Source organism: Martinezella lusitana (assembly GCF_014207095.1).
GTDB classification, from domain to species: Bacteria; Pseudomonadota; Alphaproteobacteria; order Rhizobiales; family Rhizobiaceae; genus Rhizobium; species Rhizobium lusitanum_B.
Genome location: NZ_JACHBG010000007.1, coordinates 163668 through 185535, shown reverse-complemented (window position 1 = coordinate 185535; position 21868 = coordinate 163668). Strand labels below are relative to the sequence as shown.

The 21868-nt window shown below is 58.9% G+C and carries 19 protein-coding genes; 9 read left to right on the top strand and 10 right to left on the bottom strand.

The features are described from left to right. Nucleotides 1-211 precede the first annotated feature (211 nt). Nucleotides 212-1840: an MFS transporter gene (locus GGD46_RS17075; RefSeq protein WP_184705953.1), complete on the top strand. Its 1629-nt coding sequence runs from the start codon at nt 212-214 to the stop codon at nt 1838-1840. A 276-nt stretch (nt 1841-2116) separates the two neighbouring features. Here GGD46_RS17075 and GGD46_RS17070 read toward each other — a convergent pair whose 3' ends face one another. Then, a complete protein-coding gene (locus tag GGD46_RS17070) occupies nt 2117-3766 on the bottom strand; it encodes a dihydroxyacetone kinase subunit DhaK (RefSeq protein ID WP_184705951.1) in 1650 nt (549 codons plus the stop codon). A 244-nt stretch (nt 3767-4010) separates the two neighbouring features. Between GGD46_RS17070 and GGD46_RS17065 the strand changes: the two genes are divergently transcribed. The 6 genes from GGD46_RS17065 to GGD46_RS17040 all read left to right on the top strand — a co-directional run bounded on the left by GGD46_RS17065 (nt 4011) and on the right by GGD46_RS17040 (nt 9842). After that, nucleotides 4011-4358 (top strand): VOC family protein, encoded by a 348-nt coding sequence (locus tag GGD46_RS17065; protein ID WP_184705949.1) that lies wholly within the window; start codon nt 4011-4013, stop codon nt 4356-4358. Between the two features lie 27 nt (nt 4359-4385). Beyond that, entirely contained in the window at nt 4386-4829 is a 444-nt protein-coding gene (locus tag GGD46_RS17060; RefSeq protein ID WP_184705947.1) for a VOC family protein, read from the top strand. Between the two features lie 170 nt (nt 4830-4999). Next, a complete protein-coding gene (locus tag GGD46_RS17055) occupies nt 5000-5815 on the top strand; it encodes a transporter substrate-binding domain-containing protein (protein ID WP_184705945.1) in 816 nt (271 codons plus the stop codon). Between the two features lie 135 nt (nt 5816-5950). Then, on the top strand, nt 5951-6619 hold the full coding sequence (locus GGD46_RS17050; protein WP_184705943.1) for an amino acid ABC transporter permease: 669 nt from the start codon (nt 5951-5953) through the stop codon (nt 6617-6619). Beyond that, on the top strand, nt 6606-7328 hold the full coding sequence (locus GGD46_RS17045; RefSeq protein WP_184705941.1) for an amino acid ABC transporter ATP-binding protein: 723 nt from the start codon (nt 6606-6608) through the stop codon (nt 7326-7328). The genes GGD46_RS17050 and GGD46_RS17045 overlap by 14 nt, the downstream gene beginning before the upstream one ends. Nucleotides 7329-7796: 468 nt before the next feature. Next, a complete protein-coding gene (locus GGD46_RS17040; protein WP_184705939.1) occupies nt 7797-9842 on the top strand; it encodes an SPFH domain-containing protein in 2046 nt (681 codons plus the stop codon). Nucleotides 9843-10166: 324 nt separating this feature from the next. On the opposite strand, the gene GGD46_RS17035 is transcribed toward GGD46_RS17040, so the two are convergent. Both GGD46_RS17035 and GGD46_RS17030 read right to left on the bottom strand, forming a co-directional pair. Continuing rightward, on the bottom strand, nt 10167-11258 hold the full coding sequence (locus tag GGD46_RS17035; protein ID WP_184705937.1) for a porin: 1092 nt from the start codon (nt 11256-11258) through the stop codon (nt 10167-10169). Nucleotides 11259-11689: 431 nt separating this feature from the next. Next, nucleotides 11690-11863 carry a hypothetical protein gene (locus GGD46_RS17030; RefSeq protein WP_184705935.1) on the bottom strand — a complete coding sequence of 58 codons (174 nt, stop codon included), beginning with the start codon at nt 11861-11863 and terminating at the stop codon, nt 11690-11692. Between the two features lie 349 nt (nt 11864-12212). On the opposite strand from GGD46_RS17030, the gene GGD46_RS17025 reads away from it, so the two are divergent. Both GGD46_RS17025 and GGD46_RS17020 read left to right on the top strand, forming a co-directional pair. Next, nucleotides 12213-12572, top strand: a complete 360-nt coding sequence (locus GGD46_RS17025; protein ID WP_210325614.1) for an NIPSNAP family protein — start codon at nt 12213-12215, stop codon at nt 12570-12572. A 205-nt stretch (nt 12573-12777) separates the two neighbouring features. Continuing rightward, the gene (locus GGD46_RS17020) at nt 12778-14958 is read left to right on the top strand and encodes a right-handed parallel beta-helix repeat-containing protein (RefSeq protein ID WP_210325613.1); all 2181 of its coding nucleotides are present in this window, start codon (nt 12778-12780) and stop codon (nt 14956-14958) included. 77 nt (nt 14959-15035) lie between these two features. Here GGD46_RS17020 and GGD46_RS17015 read toward each other — a convergent pair whose 3' ends face one another. From GGD46_RS17015 to GGD46_RS16985, 7 genes are all read right to left on the bottom strand, one after another. Then, nucleotides 15036-15671 (bottom strand): GNAT family N-acetyltransferase, encoded by a 636-nt coding sequence (locus GGD46_RS17015; protein WP_184705929.1) that lies wholly within the window; start codon nt 15669-15671, stop codon nt 15036-15038. 137 nt (nt 15672-15808) lie between these two features. Further along, on the bottom strand, nt 15809-16633 hold the full coding sequence (locus GGD46_RS17010; protein ID WP_184705927.1) for a creatininase family protein: 825 nt from the start codon (nt 16631-16633) through the stop codon (nt 15809-15811). Nucleotides 16634-16698: 65 nt separating this feature from the next. Next, the gene (locus GGD46_RS17005; protein ID WP_313206307.1) at nt 16699-17853 is read right to left on the bottom strand and encodes an alanine racemase; all 1155 of its coding nucleotides are present in this window, start codon (nt 17851-17853) and stop codon (nt 16699-16701) included. 78 nt (nt 17854-17931) lie between these two features. Then, the gene (locus tag GGD46_RS17000; protein ID WP_246806351.1) at nt 17932-18924 is read right to left on the bottom strand and encodes an ABC transporter ATP-binding protein; all 993 of its coding nucleotides are present in this window, start codon (nt 18922-18924) and stop codon (nt 17932-17934) included. After that, nucleotides 18917-19939 carry an ABC transporter ATP-binding protein gene (locus GGD46_RS16995; protein WP_184706242.1) on the bottom strand — a complete coding sequence of 341 codons (1023 nt, stop codon included), beginning with the start codon at nt 19937-19939 and terminating at the stop codon, nt 18917-18919. Before GGD46_RS16995 ends, GGD46_RS17000 begins: the two co-directional genes overlap by 8 nt. Continuing rightward, a complete protein-coding gene (ddpC, locus tag GGD46_RS16990) occupies nt 19939-20847 on the bottom strand; it encodes a D,D-dipeptide ABC transporter permease (RefSeq protein ID WP_184705923.1) in 909 nt (302 codons plus the stop codon). The genes GGD46_RS16995 and ddpC overlap by 1 nt, the downstream gene beginning before the upstream one ends. A gap of 2 nt (nt 20848-20849) precedes the next feature. Further along, nucleotides 20850-21863 (bottom strand): ABC transporter permease, encoded by a 1014-nt coding sequence (locus GGD46_RS16985; protein WP_184705921.1) that lies wholly within the window; start codon nt 21861-21863, stop codon nt 20850-20852. Between the last annotated feature and the right edge of the window lie 5 nt (nt 21864-21868).

Sequence of the window (21868 nt, the reverse complement as noted above, 5' to 3'; positions counted from 1 at the left end):
GATAGGGCAGGCTCCGCCCTCACCCATGACTGAAACGTGCCGGATGCTACTCGGCGTCGCATGATTTCGCCATCTTCGCCGAGAATATTATTCCAAAATCGTTTCGGAATTTAGCAAATCACTATAGGCTTCGTGTCGACTCGGCTGCGCTTGCCCTTGAGCGACTTTGCTGCGCCCGCCGAGCAAGACAATCCTGTGAAGAAAAGTCGACATGCCCAAAAGAACTTCGCCGCTCGTCGCGTTTCAGTCCAAGACTTTCCGCTCACTCTGGTCTGCAACGCTCATCTCCAATCTTGGCGGGCTGGTCGAAGGTGTCGGCGCGGCGTGGCTCATGACCAGTCTCGCCACCTCCCATGGCATGGTCGCACTGGTCCAATCCTCCACGACCCTGCCTGTGATGATCTTTTCGCTTGCCGCAGGGGCCCTTGCCGATAACTACGACCGGCGGCGGATTATGCTGATCGCACAGATGCTGATGCTCAGCGTGTCGGCAACGCTGGCCGTGCTGTCCTATACCAATGCCCTGACGCCCTGGCTGTTGCTCTGTTTCACCTTTCTGATCGGCTGCGGCGGCGCCCTCCACAATCCCTCTTGGCAGGCTTCGATGGGCGATGTCGTGCCACGCGACCATCTGCCGGGCGCTGTCGCGCTCAACAGCATGAGCTATAATCTCATGCGCAGCATCGGACCGGCCATCGGCGGCGTCATCGTCGCGGCCGCAGGTGCCGCCTTCGCGTTTCTCTTCAACGTCTTCTGTTATTTCGCTCTTATCATAACGCTCTGGCGCTGGAAGAAGACACCCGCGCGCAATGCGCTGCCGCGCGAGCCCTTCGGCAGTGCGATGTCCGCCGGGTTCCGCTATGTCCTGATGTCGCCCAATCTTCTCAAGGTTATGTGCCGCAGCTTCGTCTTTGGTTTGACGGCCATCGTGATCTTGGCGCTGTTGCCTCTGGTCGCGCGCGATCATGTGCACGGAACGGCCATCACCTACGGCATTATGCTCGGCTTCTTTGGCTTCGGCGCCATCTGCGGCGCGCTCCTGATCGGCCGCATTCGCGACCTATTGAGCAACGAATGGGTGATCCGCTGCGCGTTCTTCACGCTGGCGGTCAGCTGCTTCCTCCTCGCTCTTAGCCATCAGGTATGGTTGAGCTGTCTTCTTCTCATGCCGGCCGGCGTCGCCTGGGTACAGGCCTTTTCCCTGTTCAACGTCACGGTTCAGCTGTCGACGCCGCGTTGGGTGGTCGGCCGCGCGCTCTCGCTTTACCAGACTGCCACGTTCGGCGGCATGGCAATGGGAAGCTGGCTCTGGGGCCAGATCGCCGATAGCCATGGCGTCACCGGCGCGCTTGTCATCGCAAGCGTTACGCTGGCCATAGGCGGCCTGCTTGGCCTTGCCCTGCGTCAGCCGGATTTCGAGTCGCTTAATCTCGACCCGACAAACACCTTCAGCGAACCGCAATTGCAACTGGATCTCCGCTCAAGGAGCGGCCCGATCCTTGTCATGGTGGACTACAGCATCGACCAGGACGACGTGCCTGAATTCCTTGCCGTCATGGCCCAGCGCCGCAGGATGCGGATCCGGGATGGCGCAAAGCAATGGTCGTTGCTGCGCGATCTGGAAAAGCCCAACACCTGGACCGAAAGCTATCATCTGCCGACCTGGATCGACTATGTCCGGCACAGCCAGCGTCAGACGCATGCCGATGTCGACGTTTCGGAGCGCCTCGAAGCGCTGCATCGTGGCAGCGAACCGCCTGTTATCCATCACATGATCGAACGGCAGACGGTGCCAAGACATGACGACATGCCACTAAAGCCTTATCTCGACGCGACATGAGGGCCGGAGCCGGCGCAACTTCACGACCAGTTCAGGCGTGATCACCCGCTGAACATCACGACATTCTTTGAATGAGAAGTGGTCGCACTTGGCACCGATCACGAATTAATGGCGGCACTCCAATTGCCCCGTACTGCGATGCAAGAAAGATGGTCCGACTTTTGTCCGTTTTTTCCGCCTCGTAGAGCGCGACCGCCCTTTGATTATCGGCATAGAAGCAAGGGAGAGCTTCGTCGAAGCCATGCTTTGTCCACACCGGCGGCAACGAGCAAGAGATTATCGATCCAAATCCCCTGCAGAGGCAGCAAGCGCCTCGAAGATGCGCGCGATCGCCTCAGCACCCGGATCGGCAATTCCCTCAAGGGACCGTGCCTCCAGATAGGATGAGCGGCCGGCGTTGGCGTGTGTCATGGCTGCGGTGGCATCCGCTCCGCGCCGCGCGGCGCTGGCGGCCGACGCCGAGCCCTCTCCCTTTGCGAGGGCAGCAAGGGCCGGCGAAAGCGCGTCAACCATCGTGCGATCTCCCGGCTTGGCCCCACCATATTGCTGAATTGCCTGCAAGCCTTCTGAAAGAGCCGCGACCCAGTCCTTCGATTGCCGATAGGCATCTGCGCTGCGCGCCATCATGATGGCGAACAGGACGCCACTCGAGCCGCCCATGGCCTTGCGCTTGAGGTCGCTGAGGGCAGAGAACAATGCGGCTCCGTCGGCAAAGGGGAGCCTGTCGATTGCAGCCTTTACCGCTCTTGCGGCTCCGGCAAAGGTACTGCCGGTATCCCCATCGCCAACCTTGGCGTCAAGCGCGTTGATATCCGCCTCCATGGCAAGGCAGGTTTCAATGATCGTCTCGACAACGGCGCGCACAGGGGCATCGGCAGACGCCACAAAAACTTCCCCTGCGTCGACTTTTGGTGCGGCAACCGGCTCGACTTTGTGAAGCCTTTCAAACCTTGGAAAATAGGGGGAAGCCGTCGGCGACGTCAGGAACGTCTCGCGCTCACTCGTCAATTCGAGCAGCGAGATCGAAAAGCCGGGCATTTCGAGCGCCGTCATGACGGGAGCCGGCCCTGCGACATAGCGAAGCTTCGGGCGCAGCGTCGATTTCATCAGATCCGAGAAAAGCACCAGGCATTCTAGATTGGAAAGGCCGCCGAGATTGTTGAAAATTACCGCATAGTCGACATCAGGCTTCAGCCGCGGCGTAAGGCGCAATACCAGATCGTCGATCAACACGCTTGAGCTTTTGGGTGCCGCGATCTCCACGCCAGGCTCGCCGTGAATCCCCAACCCAATCTCGACCTCGTCTACTCCTATCCGCTCGACCTTCGGACTGCCCGGTACGGTGCAGGTATCGCGCGCCGCACCGATCGTGACGATCCCGCGATTTGCCTGCTCGACAATGGCGACAATCTCCTCCAGGCCAGCGCCGGCCCGTGCCAGATGTCCGGCAATCTTGTGAACGAACAGGGTGCCGGCAATGCCGCGTGGCTGCCGCGACTGAGATGTCGCCAGATCATCGGCAACGATGATCATCTGCACCTTGAGCCCAAGCGCTTTGGCCTTTTCGGCAGCAAGACCGAAATTCAGCCGGTCACCGGTGTAATTCTTGACGACGAGCAGGCAGCCGGCATCCCCGGTTACCGCAACGATACCTGCGAGGACGGCATCCACGCTCGGAGAGGCAAAGACTTCGCCGCAAACCGCAGCCGTCAACAGGCCATCCGCCACCAATCCGGCATGGGAAGGTTCATGACCGGAGCCGCCGCCGGAAACAATGGCAACATCCGATTTCTGCCAGTCTGCCCGCAGGACCACCCTTGCGCTGCTGTCCGGTGAGAACCGCACCAGCCGCCCGCCACTTGCCGCAATCAACCCATCGATCGCTTCAGAAACGAGATCTTCCTTACGGTTTAAAAAGCTGCGCACGTCCACTCTCCCAGTTCGATGCCGTAGCAATGACGACACATAATGCAACCATCATCAGCCTAGCACGGGTGTTTCTACCTGGTCGACCCGCAGGAGCCGGCGCCGCGCTGCCCGCCCCGCTCTAACCGAAGCAGAAGCGCCGATGCCTCCTTCGCTACGCTGTTTCATCATCGCCAGTCACGCGTAATCCTTCTGCAATTTACAGGCGATAGTGGACAGAAAACCCGGTTCGGTGGAGTCGAAATTGATCACGCGCTCTATTGGTGCAGTCTTCATTCCTGTCCGCGAAATTATCTCGGCACGAGCATGGTATGCCCGCCTCCTCGAGATCGCCCCCATCGGCGAGATCGCCCATGGCCATCTCTGGCGCGTGCCCATGGTCGGCGAAACGAATCTCGTGCTGGACAGCAAGGCGTTTGTCGGCCCGCAGGATGCCAAGCCGATCTTCTATTTCAAGACCGCAAATCTGAAAGGCGCGCATGATCATTGCCGAGCGCTGCCGGTTCTTGCTCTCTCCGCAATCCGCGACGACGTCTTCTTCACACTCAAGGATCTCGACGGGAACCCCCTGATGATAGCTGACGTCATCTAGCCTTAATTCGCCAAGGAACAATCCTTCATGTCACTGCGCCCCGCCGAAGCCTGCCTTATTTTCCAAGTCCTCGATCTCGACCGGACGGAGGCATTCTATCACGCTCTGTTCGGCCTTACGTTCGAACGGCATCAGGCGGTGAACCAGAATTTCATCTTCACCCGCCTGTCGGCTGACTTCAGCATGAGCTTCATGCTCGGTGAACCTTGCCCGGGCCGTCATCCATTTCCGACTTTCACTTTATCCAGCAAGCAGATGCATGCCGTCATCGAAGAGCTGGGGCGACAAGGCGGACATCTGCTCGATCCTGTTTCACCTGCACCTTACGGCCTTGGAGCCGTCCTTGCCGATCCGGACGGCTATCGCATCGGGCTCTACCAGCCGACAACCTTACCATCACCATTGCAAAATCATACCGCGTTAGGATCGGCAGAGCAGCGCCAGCGTGACTGCTTTACGGCTGCGCCTTGAGCGAGATGATCACATTCGCCCACGCTAATAAATTGTTTCTGCTTGCTCTTGACCCCGCAAACAATGTCGTTGAATATTTCCCAGGGAGAGGCTTGCAGTCTAATTTTACGCGCCTTCTGAATTGGCGCGCAGGCGCAAGGGCATGATCTCCCACCAAAAGGAGAGCCCCCTTGAAAAGCAAATCGTCTATCGTTTTGGTCGCTACAGTGGCTTCCGCTCTTGCCGCAATATTCGGTGGAACGTCCGTTGCCATCGCTCAGGACGCGGCTACAAGCATCGTGGTCGGTGCCGATACGACTTTTCCGCCCTTCGAAACGGAGAAGGATGGTGTTGTCACCGGATTTGATATTGACATGATCAATGCAATCGCCAAAGCGGAGAACTTGACCGTCTCCCTGAAAACGCTACCGTTCAACGGGCTCGTTCCGAGCCTGCAGGCTGGCTCGATCGACGCGGCAGTCGCAGGCATCACAATCAAGACCAGCCGACTGAAGAATGCCAATTTCAGCGATGCCTACTACAAATCCGGCCTTTCGGTCCTGGTAAAAAAAGGATCTGATATCAAGAGCTTTGACGACCTCAAGGGCCATGTCGTCGCAACCAAGAAGGCAACCTCTTCAGTCGACTATCTGACCGGCCACGGCTTTTCATCCGATTACATCAAGCAGTTCCAGAATATCGACGCCGCCTATCAGGCGCTTGCAACCGGCGGCGCGGATGCCGTCATCTTCGATAATCCCGTCAATGTCGATTTCAAATCCAAGCACGACAATGTCGAGACTGTCGGACCGCTGCTGACAGGCGAATATTACGGCATCGCCCTCAGCAAGTCGAAGCCGGAACTCGTCGACAAGATCAATGATGGGCTCGCCAAAATCCGCAAGAGCGGTGAATATCATCAGCTCTTCGTGAAGTATTTCGGCGGCGATACGAGCGGCGAGGTCAATGATGTCGTTAAGCCAGACAAAGTCGCACTTTCGGAATAAAATCGGCTGGCAGGATGCCGGCCAAAGATACCTCTACTCTCGAAAGTCCTATGATTGATCCGCAAGCCGCGTGGCATTTAATGCGTGCCGCGCGACTGACCTGTCGTTGATAAATACAAAAACAAGGCACGGTTCATGGACGCCATCTGGCAAAATCTACCTGTCATCCTCAGCGGTCTGCTGCTGACGATCGAATATGCGATTGTCGCAATCATCCTCATGGTTATCATCGGGCTGATCGCGGCGCTCATGCGGCTTTCCAAGGTTGCGCCGCTTAGATGGATCGCCACAGCCTATGTGGAGATCTTCCGATCGACACCATTGCTGGTCCAACTCTTCTTCATCGTATTGGGATTGCCGGCAATCCTGCCCGTCAATGCCTGGTTCGGACAGCTGACCTATCCAATTCTTGCCGCGGCCTTCACCCTCAGCCTGAATGAAGGCGCTTATGTCACCGAGATTGTCCGCGCCGGCATCCTGGGTGTCGACCGCGGACAGAAAGAGGCGGCGGCAAGCATTGCCATGAACGGCTTTCAGACGATGCGCTACATCGTCCTGCCGCAGGCCTTCAAGCGCATGATCCCGCCCCTGGTCAACCAGGCCGCCCAGACGATCAAGGACACCTCCCTTCTGGCGCCGGTCGGCATTGCGGAGCTGGTCTATAAGGGCGAGATCGTTATCTCCGAAACCTTCGCATCCTTCACGATATGGGGCTTCGTCGCGATGCTTTATTTCGTCATGATCTTCTCCCTGTCGAAGTTCTCATCCTACATTGAGAGGAGGCTTCAAGTTGATAAGCGTTAAAGACCTTCACAAGTCCTTCGGGCAGCATGAGATCCTGAAAGGCATTACCACGCATGTGGAGAATAATGAGGTCGTCGTCGTCATCGGGCCATCCGGAAGCGGCAAGAGCACATTCCTGCGCTGCCTGAATGGGTTGGAGACGCCAACCAGCGGCGATATCGAAGTCGCCGGAATGATGCTGACCGACCCCAAAACCAATATCCACAAGCTGCGCCAGCATGTCGGCATGGTGTTTCAGCAATTCAATCTGTTCAAGCATCTGACGATCCTGGAAAACATCACGATCGGACCGCGCAAGGTCAAGAAAGTCGCGCCCGAGGAGGCCGACCGCGTGGCACATGAATTGCTGGCAAAAGTCGGCCTGCGTGGAAAGGAGGCCAACTATCCTGATGAGCTTTCAGGCGGTCAGCAGCAACGCGTGGCCATCGCACGCGCGCTGGCGATGGGACCCGATGTGATGCTCTTTGACGAGCCCACCTCCGCACTCGATCCGGAAATGGTGGGTGAAGTGCTTCAGGTCATGAACGGCCTGGCGCGCGAAGGCATGACGATGGTCGTCGTGACCCATGAAATGGGGTTTGCCCGCGAGGTCGGTCATCGGGTGATCTTCATGGATCACGGCCAGATCCTCGAAGAGGGCGCGCCTCAGGAGCTGTTCTCCAATCCCCAGATGGATCGCACGAAGAACTTCCTGGCAAAGATACTCTAGGAAAGGCCCGCCTCACGGCGGGCTTTCACCACAGGCTACTGACGTGGGGAACATCCGGGGAAATCCGACGCGGGACTGACGTCGAGCGCGCGTTGCAAATGCGCCCCACAGGTCGTCGGTTGCGCCAACAGGCAGCCTGATAGAATTCGATACTCGAAATTGCCTGGACATTGGAAGTACTTATGCGATTTCGCCCCGGGAACATCTTTAAACCTATAGGCGCAATCACTACGTGGTCTACCGTTATGTCTATCAAGGCAACACCGATGTGAGAGTGCATCACGACCACGCCTTCCCTCAGTGGGGACTGAGGGCGTGCGGTCATTTTTCCAGACAATGAGCAACCCAAGTCTTCGGCACGCCTTTGGTGCGCCGACGGAATAGGCGCGAATACTCCCCGCTTTAGCAACGAATATCAACCGGGCGGTTGTCGGGTGGACGAACCCGTGCGCCCATAGGAGCGAAAAGATGGAAGCCCTACCCAATCTCAGTCCGATCGAATGGCTGGCAATCGAAGTCGCCGTGACGATCATCGTGCTTGCGATCCTGCTTCGATGGAGCGGGTTCATTCGCTATATCCCCAATGACAGGCTCGGCATTCTCGAAAAGCTCTGGAGCTTTCGCGGCTCCGTCACGAATGGCTTCATAGCGCTCAATGGCGAGGCCGGCTTCCAGCCCGATGTCGTCCGCGGCGGCCTGCATTTTTTCATGCCGTTCCAGTATTCAATGCATCGCGCCAATCTCGTGACCATCCCCCAGGGGCAGATCGGTTATGTTTTCGCCCGCGACGGCAAGCCGCTGCCGCCAACCCAGACGCTCGCCTCGAACATCGAAGCCGATGATTTTCAGGATGTGCGCGCCTTTCTTCTCAAGGGCGGACAGAAGGGGCCGCAACGCAAGATTCTTCGTGAAGGCACCTATGCCATCAATCTCGCGCAGTTCATCGTACTGACCGCGCAATCGACCCATGCCGTCAACTTAAGTTCTTCGGAGCAAAGCCTGTTTGCCGACATGTCCACGCTGATATCAGAGCGAAATGGCTTCGAGCCGGTCGTCATCCACGACGCAGAGGACATGATCGGCATTGTCACCGTCCATGACGGTCCGTCGCTGCCGGATGGCGAGATCATCGCACCGACCGTTGCCAACGATCCGAGGAGCGAAAACTTTCACAACAACTTCCAGGATCCGGAGAAGTTCCTCAACGCCGGTGGCCATCGCGGCCGTCAGTTGCAGGTGCTTGCCGACGGCAGTTACTTCCTCAACCGCATCTTCGCGACGGTCGAACTGGTGGACAAAACGATCATCGACGTCGGCACGGTCGGTGTCGTCGTCTCCTATACCGGCCGACGCGGCGCGGACATTTCCGGTCAATCTTACCGCCACGGCGAGTTGGTTGAAGCCGGCGCGCGCGGTGTCTGGTCGACACCGCTGCTGCCAGGCAAATATGCGTTCAATACCTATGCCGGTAACATCGTCATCGTACCGACGACCAACTTCGTGCTCAAATGGACAAAGGAACAGTTCGGCGAGCACAGGCTGGATGAAAATCTCTCCGAAGTCTCGCTGATCACCAAGGATGCGTTCGAACCGATATTGCCGCTCTCGGTCGTCGTGCATATCGACTACATGAAGGCGCCGCTGGTGGTGCAGCGTTTCGGGGATATCAAGCGACTGGTCGAGCAGACACTCGATCCGATGGTCTCTGCCTACTTCAAGAACATCGCCCAGACCAAGACGCTGATCGAACTCTTGCAGGAACGCAGCGAAATCCAGCGCAAGTCCGGTGAGGAAATGCGCGAGAAGTTCGCCTCCTACAGCCTCGAACTTCAGGAGGTGCTGATCGGCACGCCACGGGCCAGTACCGGCCAGAACAGTATCGAGCAGATCCTGATCCAGTTGCGTGAACGCCAGATCGCCGTCGAAAAGGTCGAGACCTACAAATTGCAGGAGGCAGCTGCCATTCAGGAGCGCACATTGCGCGAGAAAGAAGCACTTGCCGAGCAGCAAGCCAAGATCACGACTTCCGCACTCACCATCGAGATCAGTGAGAACGAAGGCAAGGCGCAACTTGCCCGCACCCGCCAGCAGGCCGAGACCATTCAGGTCACCGCGAAGGCAGAGGCAGAAAAAGTGCGGCTCGCAGGTCTTGGTGAGGCTGACCGGATCAAGGCAATCGCGCTTGCTGATGCCGAGCGCATCAAGGCAACCGGTTTTGCCGACGCCGAGAAGGTGCGCGCCGTCGGTCTGGCTGAGGCCGAAGCCACGGAAAGAAAGGTCGCAGCCTTCGGTGGGCCTGACTATCAGCTCAACTCGCAGGTTCTGATGCGCTTCGCCGAGGCGATCGAGAACGGCAGATTGCCGCTCGTCCCGCAAATCCAGGTCGGTGGTGCCGGCGGCGAAAAGGGTGCCAGCAACGGGCTAGTCGAGATGATGCTGTCGATGCTGGTCGCCGACAGAATTGAACGGCCGGCTCAGCCGATCGCCGCTCCTGCTACGGTTGAGCAGGGTTGAGTGGCAACGGGCCGGTTATCCCGGCCCGTTGAACATTCAGTCAATGACGGACTGCCGGTATACACCCCTTGCGGAATGGATCCGACTGCAAGCACGCGGCGGTTAGCCGCTTCGAATTACAAGTGTCCCTATCCGTCACGCAGATCACATCGAGATTGGAGAGCATCTCTGAATCGGTGGCGATTCATCGCCGTTTCAGAAGGATCCGGAGGGAAACCGGATCCTTCCGTCTTTGATCGGAGGTCAACCGATCACGATGAGAAGCCCGATGGATCGGTACATAGGGCTTCTCGTACCCGGCCCCAGGCAGGCCGGGTAGCAGGATTAGAAGCTACGCTGGAAGCGCAGGATACCAGCCCACTGATCCTGGTTCACAGAATCGAAGTTGGTGTAGGATACTTCCGGCTCGATGAGCAGGTTCTTGACCGGGTTCCACTTCAGGTTCGTGGTCGCGGCAAAGATCTTCGAGTCGGTGTAGGCGAGCTGCAGGTTCCACTTCAGCTTGTCGTTGACCGGAACGCCAATGCCACCCCAGACAGCCCAGTCACCCCAGCCGCACTTCGATGCATCCGTAACGGGGCAAGCCGAACGGTCGAGGTTGGTGCCGGCATACTTGTTGAGGTTCTTGCCGTCGGTGTTCCAGCCACCCATCAAGAAGGCCGAGAATACGCCGAAGTCAGCGTCTACACGAGCCTTGATCGCGCCTTCAGACTTGATCGAGTCGTAACCGCCAACAACCTTGAAGCCCCATGCGCCGGACTTGAAGCCAGCACCGGCAACAACGTCAGGAGCATAGTGGTTGGCCTTGTCGTCCGTTGCCCACTTCGCGCCATAACCAGCGCCAGAACCGCTGGAGTTGCTGTCTTCGAGCGAGATCACAGCCGTGAAGCCGTTGCCGGCATCGTAGTTGTAGGTCAACTGGTTCAGTTCGTACGGGCCGTCATAGACCACGTCGTCGTTGATGACATCGCCGGCGTAGCCGATGTAGGAGTTGTACTGCGAGTCAGCCTTACCGACGAGGAAGCCACCGAGGCTGATGTTGGCGAACAGCAGCTTGGTGCTGGTGGAGTTGCCTTCCTGCCAGTCCCAACGGATGACAGTGTTGGTCTTCAGCGGGCCGTATTCGGTGTCGGTCGCGGTGTCGAGCGCCAACTGAGCACGGGTGTGCCAGAGCGTGCCGTTGTGGGTGTTCGGGTTGTAAGCATCGTACCACTTGCCTTCGGTACGAACCAAGCCGCCAATCTTAAGGCAGGTTTCGGTGCCCGGAATGAAGAAGTAGCCTGCACCGTATGCGTCGCAGATGCGAACGTATTCCAGCGGCTCCGGCTCAGCGGCAACGATGGCGTCGGCCGCATGGGCACCGGATACTGCTGCCAGCGCAGCAGCGGAGCCGAGAAGAAGGCTCTTGATGTTCATTGGAAACTCCTGGTTTGTCTTTACCTATTCACATTCCAAGGAGCGAGTAGATTACGTCGTCCGGCACCAACCATCCTGCAAACGGAAGGCAAACCAGTCGCGGCATCCACAAAGTCTGCCGGCATCATCCCCACCCCTATGGAACCTCACTGGCCTACGCTGGAATTTCACCCCACCAGATCGCAAGCCAATTTCGGATCCTGATACTTGGCTATATACATTCTGGTTGTTTGTAAATATTGCTCCAGCCGGCTGCACATCAAGGAAAATGCGACTGTTGATTTAGTGCAACATATGTCCTCAACGGCTGGATTGAATTCTCGTCCCTTTCGGGATGCCGCCGAACACATGAACCTCGCCGGCTGCCAGTCCTTGCCCTTGCGAATTGCAACCCGGACCGCATTGCCAAAACCGCCAAATCAGTTCACCCTTCAGTCATGGCCGATATTGCGCGACCATTCGTGACCGATGACGATCCCGACCGGTACATCCGCTGTCAGGACGCGCTTCATGCGGCCTTTCGCGATCTGGTCGGCGCGGCGATAGCCGCCGGATGGTCGAAGCGCGAAGTGCTTTCGGCAATTGCCGATTTGGCGGATGATCACCTGCTTTCCATGGACGCCAACGACAACACGAGCGCCCTGATCGCGCTCCTCAAGAGAATGACATAGCTCCTTTTCGAATCATGAACCGTACCCTCGCCTTCATGGCTGTCTTTGCATGGCCGGATTGACCGGCCCGAATCGGCAAAAGATGTGGCGCGGCGGCGCTCACCCTCCTCGGATCGTTCCCAGGGGTCGTGTTGATTGCCGGCTCCATAAAATGGGCTTCATCTGCTCACTCCAAAGGCAGCCATCATATGGTCAAAGAGCACCCTGCATGGGACTTCAGACCCACGCCCGATGGACTTGCCTGGGCCGCCATGCGATCAACCTATTTTTCTGAGGAATTCCCATGTCGCTTGCTCCCGTCATCTGCGAGGTTCGGTATCGTATCGACAAAATGGCGATCGATGAGTTCAAGGCCTATGCCAAAACGTGGATGACGCTGATCGAACGATATGGCGGAATGCACTACGGATACTTCATCTCCCGCGAGGCTCCGGCCGGTGCAGCGGTTAGCTTTCCGCGCGCAGGAGTGGATGAAACCGCCGATATCGCCGTGGCCTTGTTCTCCTTTCCCGATGATAGCGCCTATCTGCGGTATCGCGACGAGGTTGCCAAAGATGCAGAGGGCATCGAGGCGAATTCGCGATTTAATGCCAGCCCGCCTTTCATAAGCTACCAGCGTGTCTTCCTTGAGCGCCTCTCGTGAACGGTCATCACGCGAGGTAAGCAGGGGAATGCGGTTTGGACCGGATTTCCATGTTGCCGCGAGAAGGCTAAAGGCGACAGCTGCGGCGGTCCCCGAACCTGGTCAGACATGTGGATCGAAACCTCTTCGCTTATAAATTGACTCTTTTTATCATGTATACTACGCCATGCCGTCCGCTTCGCGGGCACAGTGAAACGGGGATATGATGAAAAATTTAGTGGTCCTGACCGCGCCGGTGACGGCCGCGGCGGTGTTGAGTATTGCGCATGCCCAAGCATCCGAAATGCCGGCATTCGTTGAGTTCGAGAGCCGCTGGAACAGCGAAAACTCGCAGGCAGGGTTCAGTATAATGCAGCCGTTCCGACTGGATGCCGGCCGGCTGTTCCTTATCGATGCGAATGGATCGATCATAGAGGGGGACGTTCAGAAGGGGTCGGTCGGCGTTGGTTATCGCTTCCAGACGACGCACGGCTTCACCATCGGCTTCAATGGGTATTACGACTATCTGAACTCCAGGCTTGGCAACGGTTTTCACCAGCTTTCGCTCGGTGCCGAACTTCTCGGCCCGATCATCGAAGCCAGAGCCAACCTTTATTTGCCATTCGGCGGCGATGTGGCCGTTCAGGGCGCCGGACGCGGTGTGATCGATAACGGAACCCTTCGCTTCCGCGAGGGACGCGAGCAGGCACGGCCGGGCGCCGATGCCGAGATCGGGTTCAAGGTTCCGCAAATATCCGACGACGGCAACGCTGAACTAAAGTTCTTCGGTGGAAGCTATTGGTATGGCGGCAAGAATATCAGCGACATGTTCGGCGGCAAGCTGCGCGCAGAACTCGCCGTTGCAAACCTGCCCGGTCTTCCGGCGGGTTCGACGGTCTCGTTCGGAGCCGCCGCGACATATGATAACGAGGACAAGCTCGGCGGGGAGATCCTGGCGAGGCTGCGCATTCCCTTCGGTGGAACCGGCAACGGCAAGCCTCTCGATCCCTTCGATCCCGAGATGCAGGGCGTAAGGCGCGCGCTGGCGATCAAGACCCATGTCGGCGCCACCGGAGAGCTGGAAGATGCCATTCTCGACATCAACGGCCGGACCGCCGGTAAGATCGTCACCATCTCGGCGGCCGACAAGGATGCGGCAACCGTTAATGCGCGGCTTGCGGCAGCGGGCACCAACGCGCTCGCGCTTGCGGACGGCGATATTGGACTGAACGGGTCGTTGCTGCTCGGGGATGGCCAGGTGCTTCTCGGCGGGGGCGGCGCTCTGGCACTGCATGGCGCCGCAAGTGGCGGTAGAGCGACCTTCTTCAATTCAGGCATCAGCGGAAGGCTGACGAGTAGCAATGCCACGCAGAACGTGGTGACGATGGCGTCGAACAGCATCGTCTCTTCCATTTCTCTCTCAGGTGGCCTCGCAGGGATCGGCAGCACCGGCGCGTCGAACCTCCTCATCGACAATGTCGATATTTCCGGCACCGCCCACGACGGCATACGGCTGGCGGGCGTCGACGGCGCAACCATTCGCAACAGCAGGATTCACGATCTCTTCGTCTGCGAAAGCAGCACGCTTTGCGAATTCTCCATCATGGATCCGAACAAGGCGCCCTATGCGGCGGTAAGCGCGCACGGCACGAAGAATCTTACCGTTCGCGACACGCAGATCGACAGCGTCACCTATGGCGTGTTCGCGGGAAGCGCGATCCACGACGGTGGATGGCCCCCGGCGATCACGGACCTCGCCAGCAACATTCGCTTGGACAACGTCGCCATCTCGCGCTCGCGCCGCGAGGGCGTGCTGCTGGTCGCTGCCGATAAGGTCGAGATGAACAAGGTGACGGTCGATAACTCCGAGCAGGGGCTGGACATGGATCTTGTCGTGCTGCAGGGCAGTTCGAATGTCTCGATTACCGACATGGTGCTGAAGGGCGGCATTAACGGCCTGATGCTCGTCAGTTCCACTACGCTGCCGCATGAAGCAAAGACGACGAACACCAACGTCAACGGCCTTCAGGTTGACGGTACGCGAAACGCCGGCATCTTCTTCAATCCAGTCTCAGGCATCAATCTGAAGAACGTGTCCATCACCAATGCCGGCACCTACGGCATGTTCGTCTATGGCGATGATTGGGGTTACCTTGGCGGCCCTGTTGCAAACATCACCTTCGATAAAGTCGTCATCGATCACGCAAGCAAGGCGGGTCTCTATTTCATGGGTCCTTCAGAGGATCTGACCGGCGACATCACCGTTCGCAACACGCCGCGTGACTGCAAATCGGACCCATCCTGGATGGGTGGTCTGAGCGGCTCCATCACGCAGTCGCCTGGCTCGACCCTTCTCGTCAACGGCAAGGAATTGGGCCCAACGACCATCGACGGTCGCTGCGGCTGAGATCGCCGGACAAGCACAAGACATGGGCGCGGCCTGATAGCCGCACCCATCGGCGACCTGCCGGGACACGCAATCGATTAGGCTTCGGGAACAGCGATTGACGCTGTCGAATATGGCGAGATCACCTGCCAGCCCAAACTGGCATAGAGGGCACATCCCTGTTCCGTGGCAACGAGCAGTTCGGGAACAGTCGGAGATATCTTCTGTCTTTGAAGAGCAGCCATGACGGCGTGACCCAACCCTTGGCGACGATGCTCTTCGTTGGTTACGATCCGATCGTAGACGAAGGCATCTTCGGTTTCTACACCATAACCACTTGCGGCGAGCATATCGGCCTCGGAAAAGACACCCACTTCTACGACACGCCCGACACGTCTGGTTTCGATCCTGTACCCGGCCGCAAGCGGCCGTTCCATGTGGGCTCGGCTCGCGCGCATGAAATAGCTCGGGGGATGGAATGACCACGCCGATGGCAATACCGAACGCAGTTCGTCGGCTTCACCACAGAGCTTGAGAAAATAGCGTGGCTCGCTGATGGAGCGAGCGAGTTCGCCGATGCCCGCTCCCAACTGCGGAAAAATCCAGCGCCGCACTTCGACATCGCTGTTGGTATCGATGCGCAGGCCCCCATATTCCGGTCGGGGTGGCGCAAGCCCGCGCGCAATCGATCGCCCTGACGCCCATGCATTCAAGATTGCTGGATCAACGCTCATCGTCTCGCATCCGCTGGCCCGTCGCTTCGAGAGCACAGCCCGACAGCGTCATAGTCGATCCATATGCTTCGCTGATAGTGTCGCACGGCACTTCAAGCGTGTCGCGCAAAATCGCTCCACACTTTGCGCGACGGGCCTCAGTCCGCTCTGCCGCTCGTAGCACCCAGACCACGACCGGGTGTCCAAACCGGATCGGGCGCTGTCCACAGCACGGTGTTGCATATTAGTTTGACGAGTTCGCTTGCTTGCAGATCAAGGAAGCGCTCGCCTTTCTCTGCCGTCGCGCTGCGCGGATCACCCCATGTCCCAGTGACGGGCGCGCGCTCGGCGAAGGAATAGAATCGCGATACATCCGCCGGGACATCGATCGGATGCCGTTGGTTGCCGAAGGCCTGACCGAACATCTCCGTTCTGACCGCATCGGGAACGATCGCCAACATGACCGATGCCTCGCCTTCGCAGGCGTGGTGAGCGCCGTCGTCGACCTCGAAGATCTTCTTCGCCTCCTCCGGCGCAAGCATCCAGGGCGTCGTCGCAACAATCGGCAGGGCGAATTCGACGGCGAGCTCGCGCACGGCGACCGCCAGCGGCTCGATATTGCCGCCATGACCGTTCACGATCAGCAGCCTTGAGAAGCCGAGCGCCTTCAAGGAACGGACGATGCAGCGGATAGTTCGGCTGAGCGTATCGTAGTCGAGCGTAATGGTGCCGCCGAACGGCAGGTGATGCTCGCTCATTCCGAGCCACAGGCCAGGCAGAACGGCGACCGGAATGTCACCCGCCACCAGACGGGCAGCACGGATAGAGGCGGCCGAGGCACTGGCCGTATCGGTAATGACGGGCAGGTGCGGTCCGTGCTGCTCCAGCGATCCGATCGGTAAAACCGCAAGCGCATCCGGCCTGCCGGCAAGTTCCCGCAAGACGGGCGCCGTCATCCGCGCCCATTCGACTTCCTTTTCCATGATTGTCCTCTTCAATGTTGACGACGAAACTCGGCAGGCTCTTAAGTAGCGAGTGCTGGCGGCGACTATGTCTGACGGCCGCGGGCATCGATCCGCAGCGCCCTCGTCCGCCCATCCGATTGCCGCAGGCTGACGCTGTCGAACTGCGCGACAACGGCACAGGCGTGGTTGGGGAATATCCGAACACGGCTGCCCAAAGCCGGCGGATCGTCAAGAAAGCGAACAAACCCGTGCTCTTCGGAGAGACGCTCCACCTCCCATGTTTGCGGTTGCAACTCACCGACACTGACGGCAATTCCAAAGCCACTGCCGCCTGAACCATGGGCGCCGAGATCGGACGTCAGGGTCTTGGAACCCGCATCCACGATGAAATGACGATCATTGTGCGCGACAACCGTTGCGACAACCGAAAGCGCGGTATCGTCGAGCGACGAGATGCCCAGTCGCAGTGCCGTTCGGTCGAGAAAGGCGTAGTTGCCGGGTCGAATTTCCGTCACGCCTTGCGGAATCGGTGCGCCGAGGCATGTCGGCGTGGCGCCAACGGATAATCTTGGCACCTCAAGCCCGGATCGGCGCAGGCGTTCCGCCAGTTCACCAAGTGCAAGCGCTTCCGCTCTGGCTATATCGGACAGTTCCTCGAGATTTCGGCTCCCATGGGAATGGCCTGCATGCGACAGCAATCCGGCAAAGGCCAGAGAAGGATGCTGCTCGATTCGCCGGGCGAGCGAAACGGCCGCCGGGTCCTGCGGTTTGATCCCGACGCGACCGAGACCAACATCCACCTTCAGAAAGACGCCGAGCTTGACGCCATGTGCTTCCGCTGCTGCCCCGATCGCATCGACACCCGCGTCATGGGCTGCGATCAATAGCAATTCGGTTCCATGGATTTTCGCGCTGCGGACGAGCCGGCCGATCGCTTCGGGCTTGACGATCGGATAAGCGAGCGTCACAGAGCGAACACCACCCTCGACGAAGACCAATGCCTCCTCCGGCTTCGAGGCCGTTACGCCGATCGCCCCGAGTTCGAGCTGACGATGGGCAATCATCAGGCTCTTGTGTGTCTTGATATGCGGACGCAGCGCGACACCGGCCGCGTTGGCCCGCTCCTGCATTCCGCGCAGGTTGCGCATCAAGCGTTCCTGGTCAATTTCCACATAGGGCGTCGGCAAGTCGGCCGGATATGGACGAAGAAAGGCGTCAGGCGCCGCGGCATTGGTCACTGTCGTCTCCGGGAAATGGCTGGATGGAAACATTGCTCCAGCCGGCTGATGCAGGTTTTTCGGGAAGCGGTAGTTCCCTTACCGCTTTGCCACATGACATCGGACCTGATGCAATCCGGCATCGATGGGCAACAAAGCCTGCCGCACGTCACAACCGGCCGCAGCCTTGGCGCATCTTTGCTTATAAAAGCAGCCGGTCGGCAAGCGGCGATTGTTGGGAAGCTCGCCCAGACGCACCTCGGCGATCTCTGGCAAAGGGCTGGCGAAGCTTGGAACCGCCGCCAGCAGCGTTTGCGTATAAGGGTGCCGTGGGTTGTGCAGCACCTCTTCGGAGGGGCCGCTTTCGACGATCTCGCCGAGATACATCACCGCAACGTCGTCGCAGAAGTGGCGTACAAGTGCGACGTCATGGGAGATCATCAGATAGGTCAGCCCCCGCTCCCGCTGCAGCTTCAAGAGCAGGTTGATGATCTGCGCCTGCACCGACACGTCGAGCGCCGATGTCGGCTCGTCCAGCACCATGAGGTCCGGATCCGTGCTGATGGCGCGGGCGATGGCGATGCGCTGGCGCTGACCGCCCGAAAATTCGTGCGGCAGCCGGTCCAGATGTTCCGGCCGCAGGCCAACCGCAACCGCAAGTTCTGCCGCCTTCGCATGAAGGTCTGCCTTGCTCAATCCCCCGCGAATATGCAGTGGTTCGCTGATCAGACGCCAGACCGGCAGACGACGGTCGAGCGAAGACTGTGGATCCTGGAACACGATCTGCATCTTCTGCCGCAGCTCCCGCTTTTGCCTCCCCTGAGCTACCTTGAAATCCTGGCTGTCGATGGCGACCTTGCCCTCGTTATAGTCGACAAGCCCGATGATTGCCTGGGCAAGCGTGGTTTTACCGCATCCGGATTCGCCGACAATGCCGAGACTTTTACCGGGGCGAACAGCGAGACTGACGCCATTGACGGCGTGGACGTGAGACGTGGCACGACCCAGCCAGTTACAGGAAGCGGGAAAACGGACATGGAGATCGGTCACTTCCAGAACCGGTTGCGCCATTGCTTCAGTGCGCTCAAGCATTGCCGTGCCCCTTGTCCAAGATTCGAACCCCATCTCCGCGTTGCCAGCACGCGACCTGTTGGACATCGGATCCAGAAAGTTGCGGAGAGTGCGTTCGACAGCGCTCAACGGCTTCGCCGCAGCGCGGCTGGAAATAGCAGCCGGCGGGCGGATGCATCAAATTGGGGACGGCGCCGGGGATTGCTTCCAATTCCTGCTTGGGAGCCAAGCGCTCGGGCAGACAGCGCAGCAGGGCCTGGGTATAGGGATGCTGTGGCGTATCAAGTACGGTCCGCGTCAAGCCATGCTCCACGATGCGTCCGGCATACATGACGTAGATCCGATCGCATAGCTGCGACACCACGGCGACATTGTGCGAGATGAAGATAACCGACGTTCCGGTACGGCGCGCGCGGTTCTGGATCAGCCGCAAGATCACCGCCTGAACGGTCACGTCGAGCGCGGTCGTCGGCTCATCGGCAATGATCAGCCCTGGATTGCAGGAGAATGCCATTGCGGTCAAAACGCGCTGCCGCATTCCGCCGGAGAGTTCGAACGGATAGGCCCGCATGATCCGCTCGGGTTCCCCGATCAGCATATCGGCGAGAATGTCATGCGCGCGCTGCTTGGCGTCCTCTAGGTTCGTCCCCTCGTGGCGCATGATGATGTCAGTCAATTGCTTGCCGATGCGGATGGTCGGGTTCAGCGCATTCATCGGCTCCTGAAAGATGGTCGACACCACCTTGCCGCGCATGTTCTGCAGCTCTTTGTCGTCCATCGTCAAGGTGGCGCGACCGAACAGGCTGACCGACCCGCCGGTGATCTTGTATCGCCCCTTCGGCAACAATCCGGTCGCCGCCATTGTCGTGACCGACTTGCCGCAGCCGGATTCGCCGACAACGCCGACAATCTCGGCCTTGCCGACCTCAATCGAGACATTATCCAGAGCCTTGATCGAGCCGCTGAAGGTCGGAAATTCCAGAGAGAGCCCTTTAATTGCCAGAGCCTGACCGTCTGATTGCGCTGTGCCGATCATCATCTGCTCCTCGAGCGCGGGTCGAGCATGTCGCGAATGCCGTCACCAACAAGATTGCATGAAATTGCCGAAAGCAGGATGGCGAGACCCGGGAAAGTCGCATACCACCACTGATCGAGCATGTAGCTGCGTCCACTGCTGACCAGCGCCCCCCATTCGGCGGTCGGCGGCTGTGCACCGAGACCGATGAAACTGAGGGCTGCGGCGATCAGCACGACGCTGCCGAGATCAAGCGTCGACTGCACGATAATCGGCGACATGACGTTCGGGAGGATATGCCAGCGCAGGATATAGAAGGGCGACGCACCAAAGGTACGCGATGCCTTGACGAAAATCTGCTCCCTGAGCGAAAGCGTCTGTCCGCGGGCAAGGCGCACATATGCAGGTATACGTACGATTGCGACCGCCAGCATCGAATTGAACAGGCTGGGTCCGAGGGCCGCTGCCAGCGCCATGGCAAGCACCAGTGCCGGCAGCGCCATGATGACATCCATGAGGCGCATGATGCCGGTATCGATGCGACCACCGACCACGCCCGAAAAGCAGCCAATCAGCACGCCAACCGACATCGAAATGAGAACGATCATGAAGGCAGCACCGCAGGAGGCCCGAGAGCCGTAGATGACGCGCGAGAAAAGATCGCGGCCGACTTCGTCGGTGCCAAACCAATGTGCAGCGCTCGGCGGCCGAAGCCGGGCGATCAGGGATACCTTGTCCGGATTATAGGGTGCGATCCAGGGAGCGGCGATGATAACGAACACCAGCAAAAGAATGATCGTGATCCCCACAAGGGTAAGCGGGCTGCGGCGGCTCAAATACCAGAAGTAGCGCAACTGCTCTGACCAGGGCTTCGTCCTGCCGGTCGCGGCTCTCGGAGCGCCCGCTCCTGTCGGTATGATGGCAGACATGATCAGACCTCCCGTATCTGCGGATCGGCAAGCATGTAGGCCAGATCGACCAGAAGGTTGATCAGCACATAACCGATGGATGCGACGATGGTGAAACCCATGATGGCGGGGAAATCGAGCGTCTGGATCGAACTGACGACATAGGTTCCCATGCCAGGCCAGGCGAAGATCGTCTCTGTGAGGACCGCTCCATAGAGAAGGTCGCCAAGCGCCAGGCCGAGAAGCGTGATCGAAGGGATCAGCGCATTTCTAAGCGCATAGTTGAAAATGACCCTTTTCCGACGCAAGCCGCTGGCGCGAGCCGTGCGGATATAGTCCTCCTGCAGGACATCGAGCATCGAGGCACGGATCTGGCGCGTGATCACGCCCATATTGGCAAAAGCAAGCACGAAGCCCGGCAGGACGATGTGGTAGGCGGCGCTGCGGAAGGCGTCGAAGCGGCCTTGCAACAGGGAATCGATCAGCAGGAAGCCGGTGACGCGTTCCGGCGCGATAATACCCATCGCCAGCCGGCCGCTGCCCGGCAATATCTGCAGTTTGGCGTAAAAGAAATAGATCAGGATAAGGCCGAACCAGAAGACCGGCATCGATATGCCGCAGACGGAGACCGTTCGCGCAAGCTGGTCGATCGGGCCATCCTTGTAAACCGCCGAGGCTACGCCGAGTGGCACGCCGAGGCAGATTGCGATCAGAAGCGCCACGGTTCCCAGCTCAAGAGTAGCCGGAAGGAATGCCCGTATATCTGCGGCAACGGGACGGCTGGTGCGCAAGGATGTTCCGAGGTCGCCATGCAGAAGATTGCCGATATAGATGGTGAACTGTTCGACCACAGGCCGGTCAAGACCGAGACTGCGGCGGACATTCTCGAGCGTCTCCGCACTTGCCCTGTCGCCCGCAATCATGCGGGCGGGATCGCCGGGGATGAGGTGCGAGATCGTAAAGGTGATTACGGCGACCCCCAGCACGACGAAGAACAGAAGGATCAGACGGGGAACGATGATGCGGGTGATTGCCATGGACG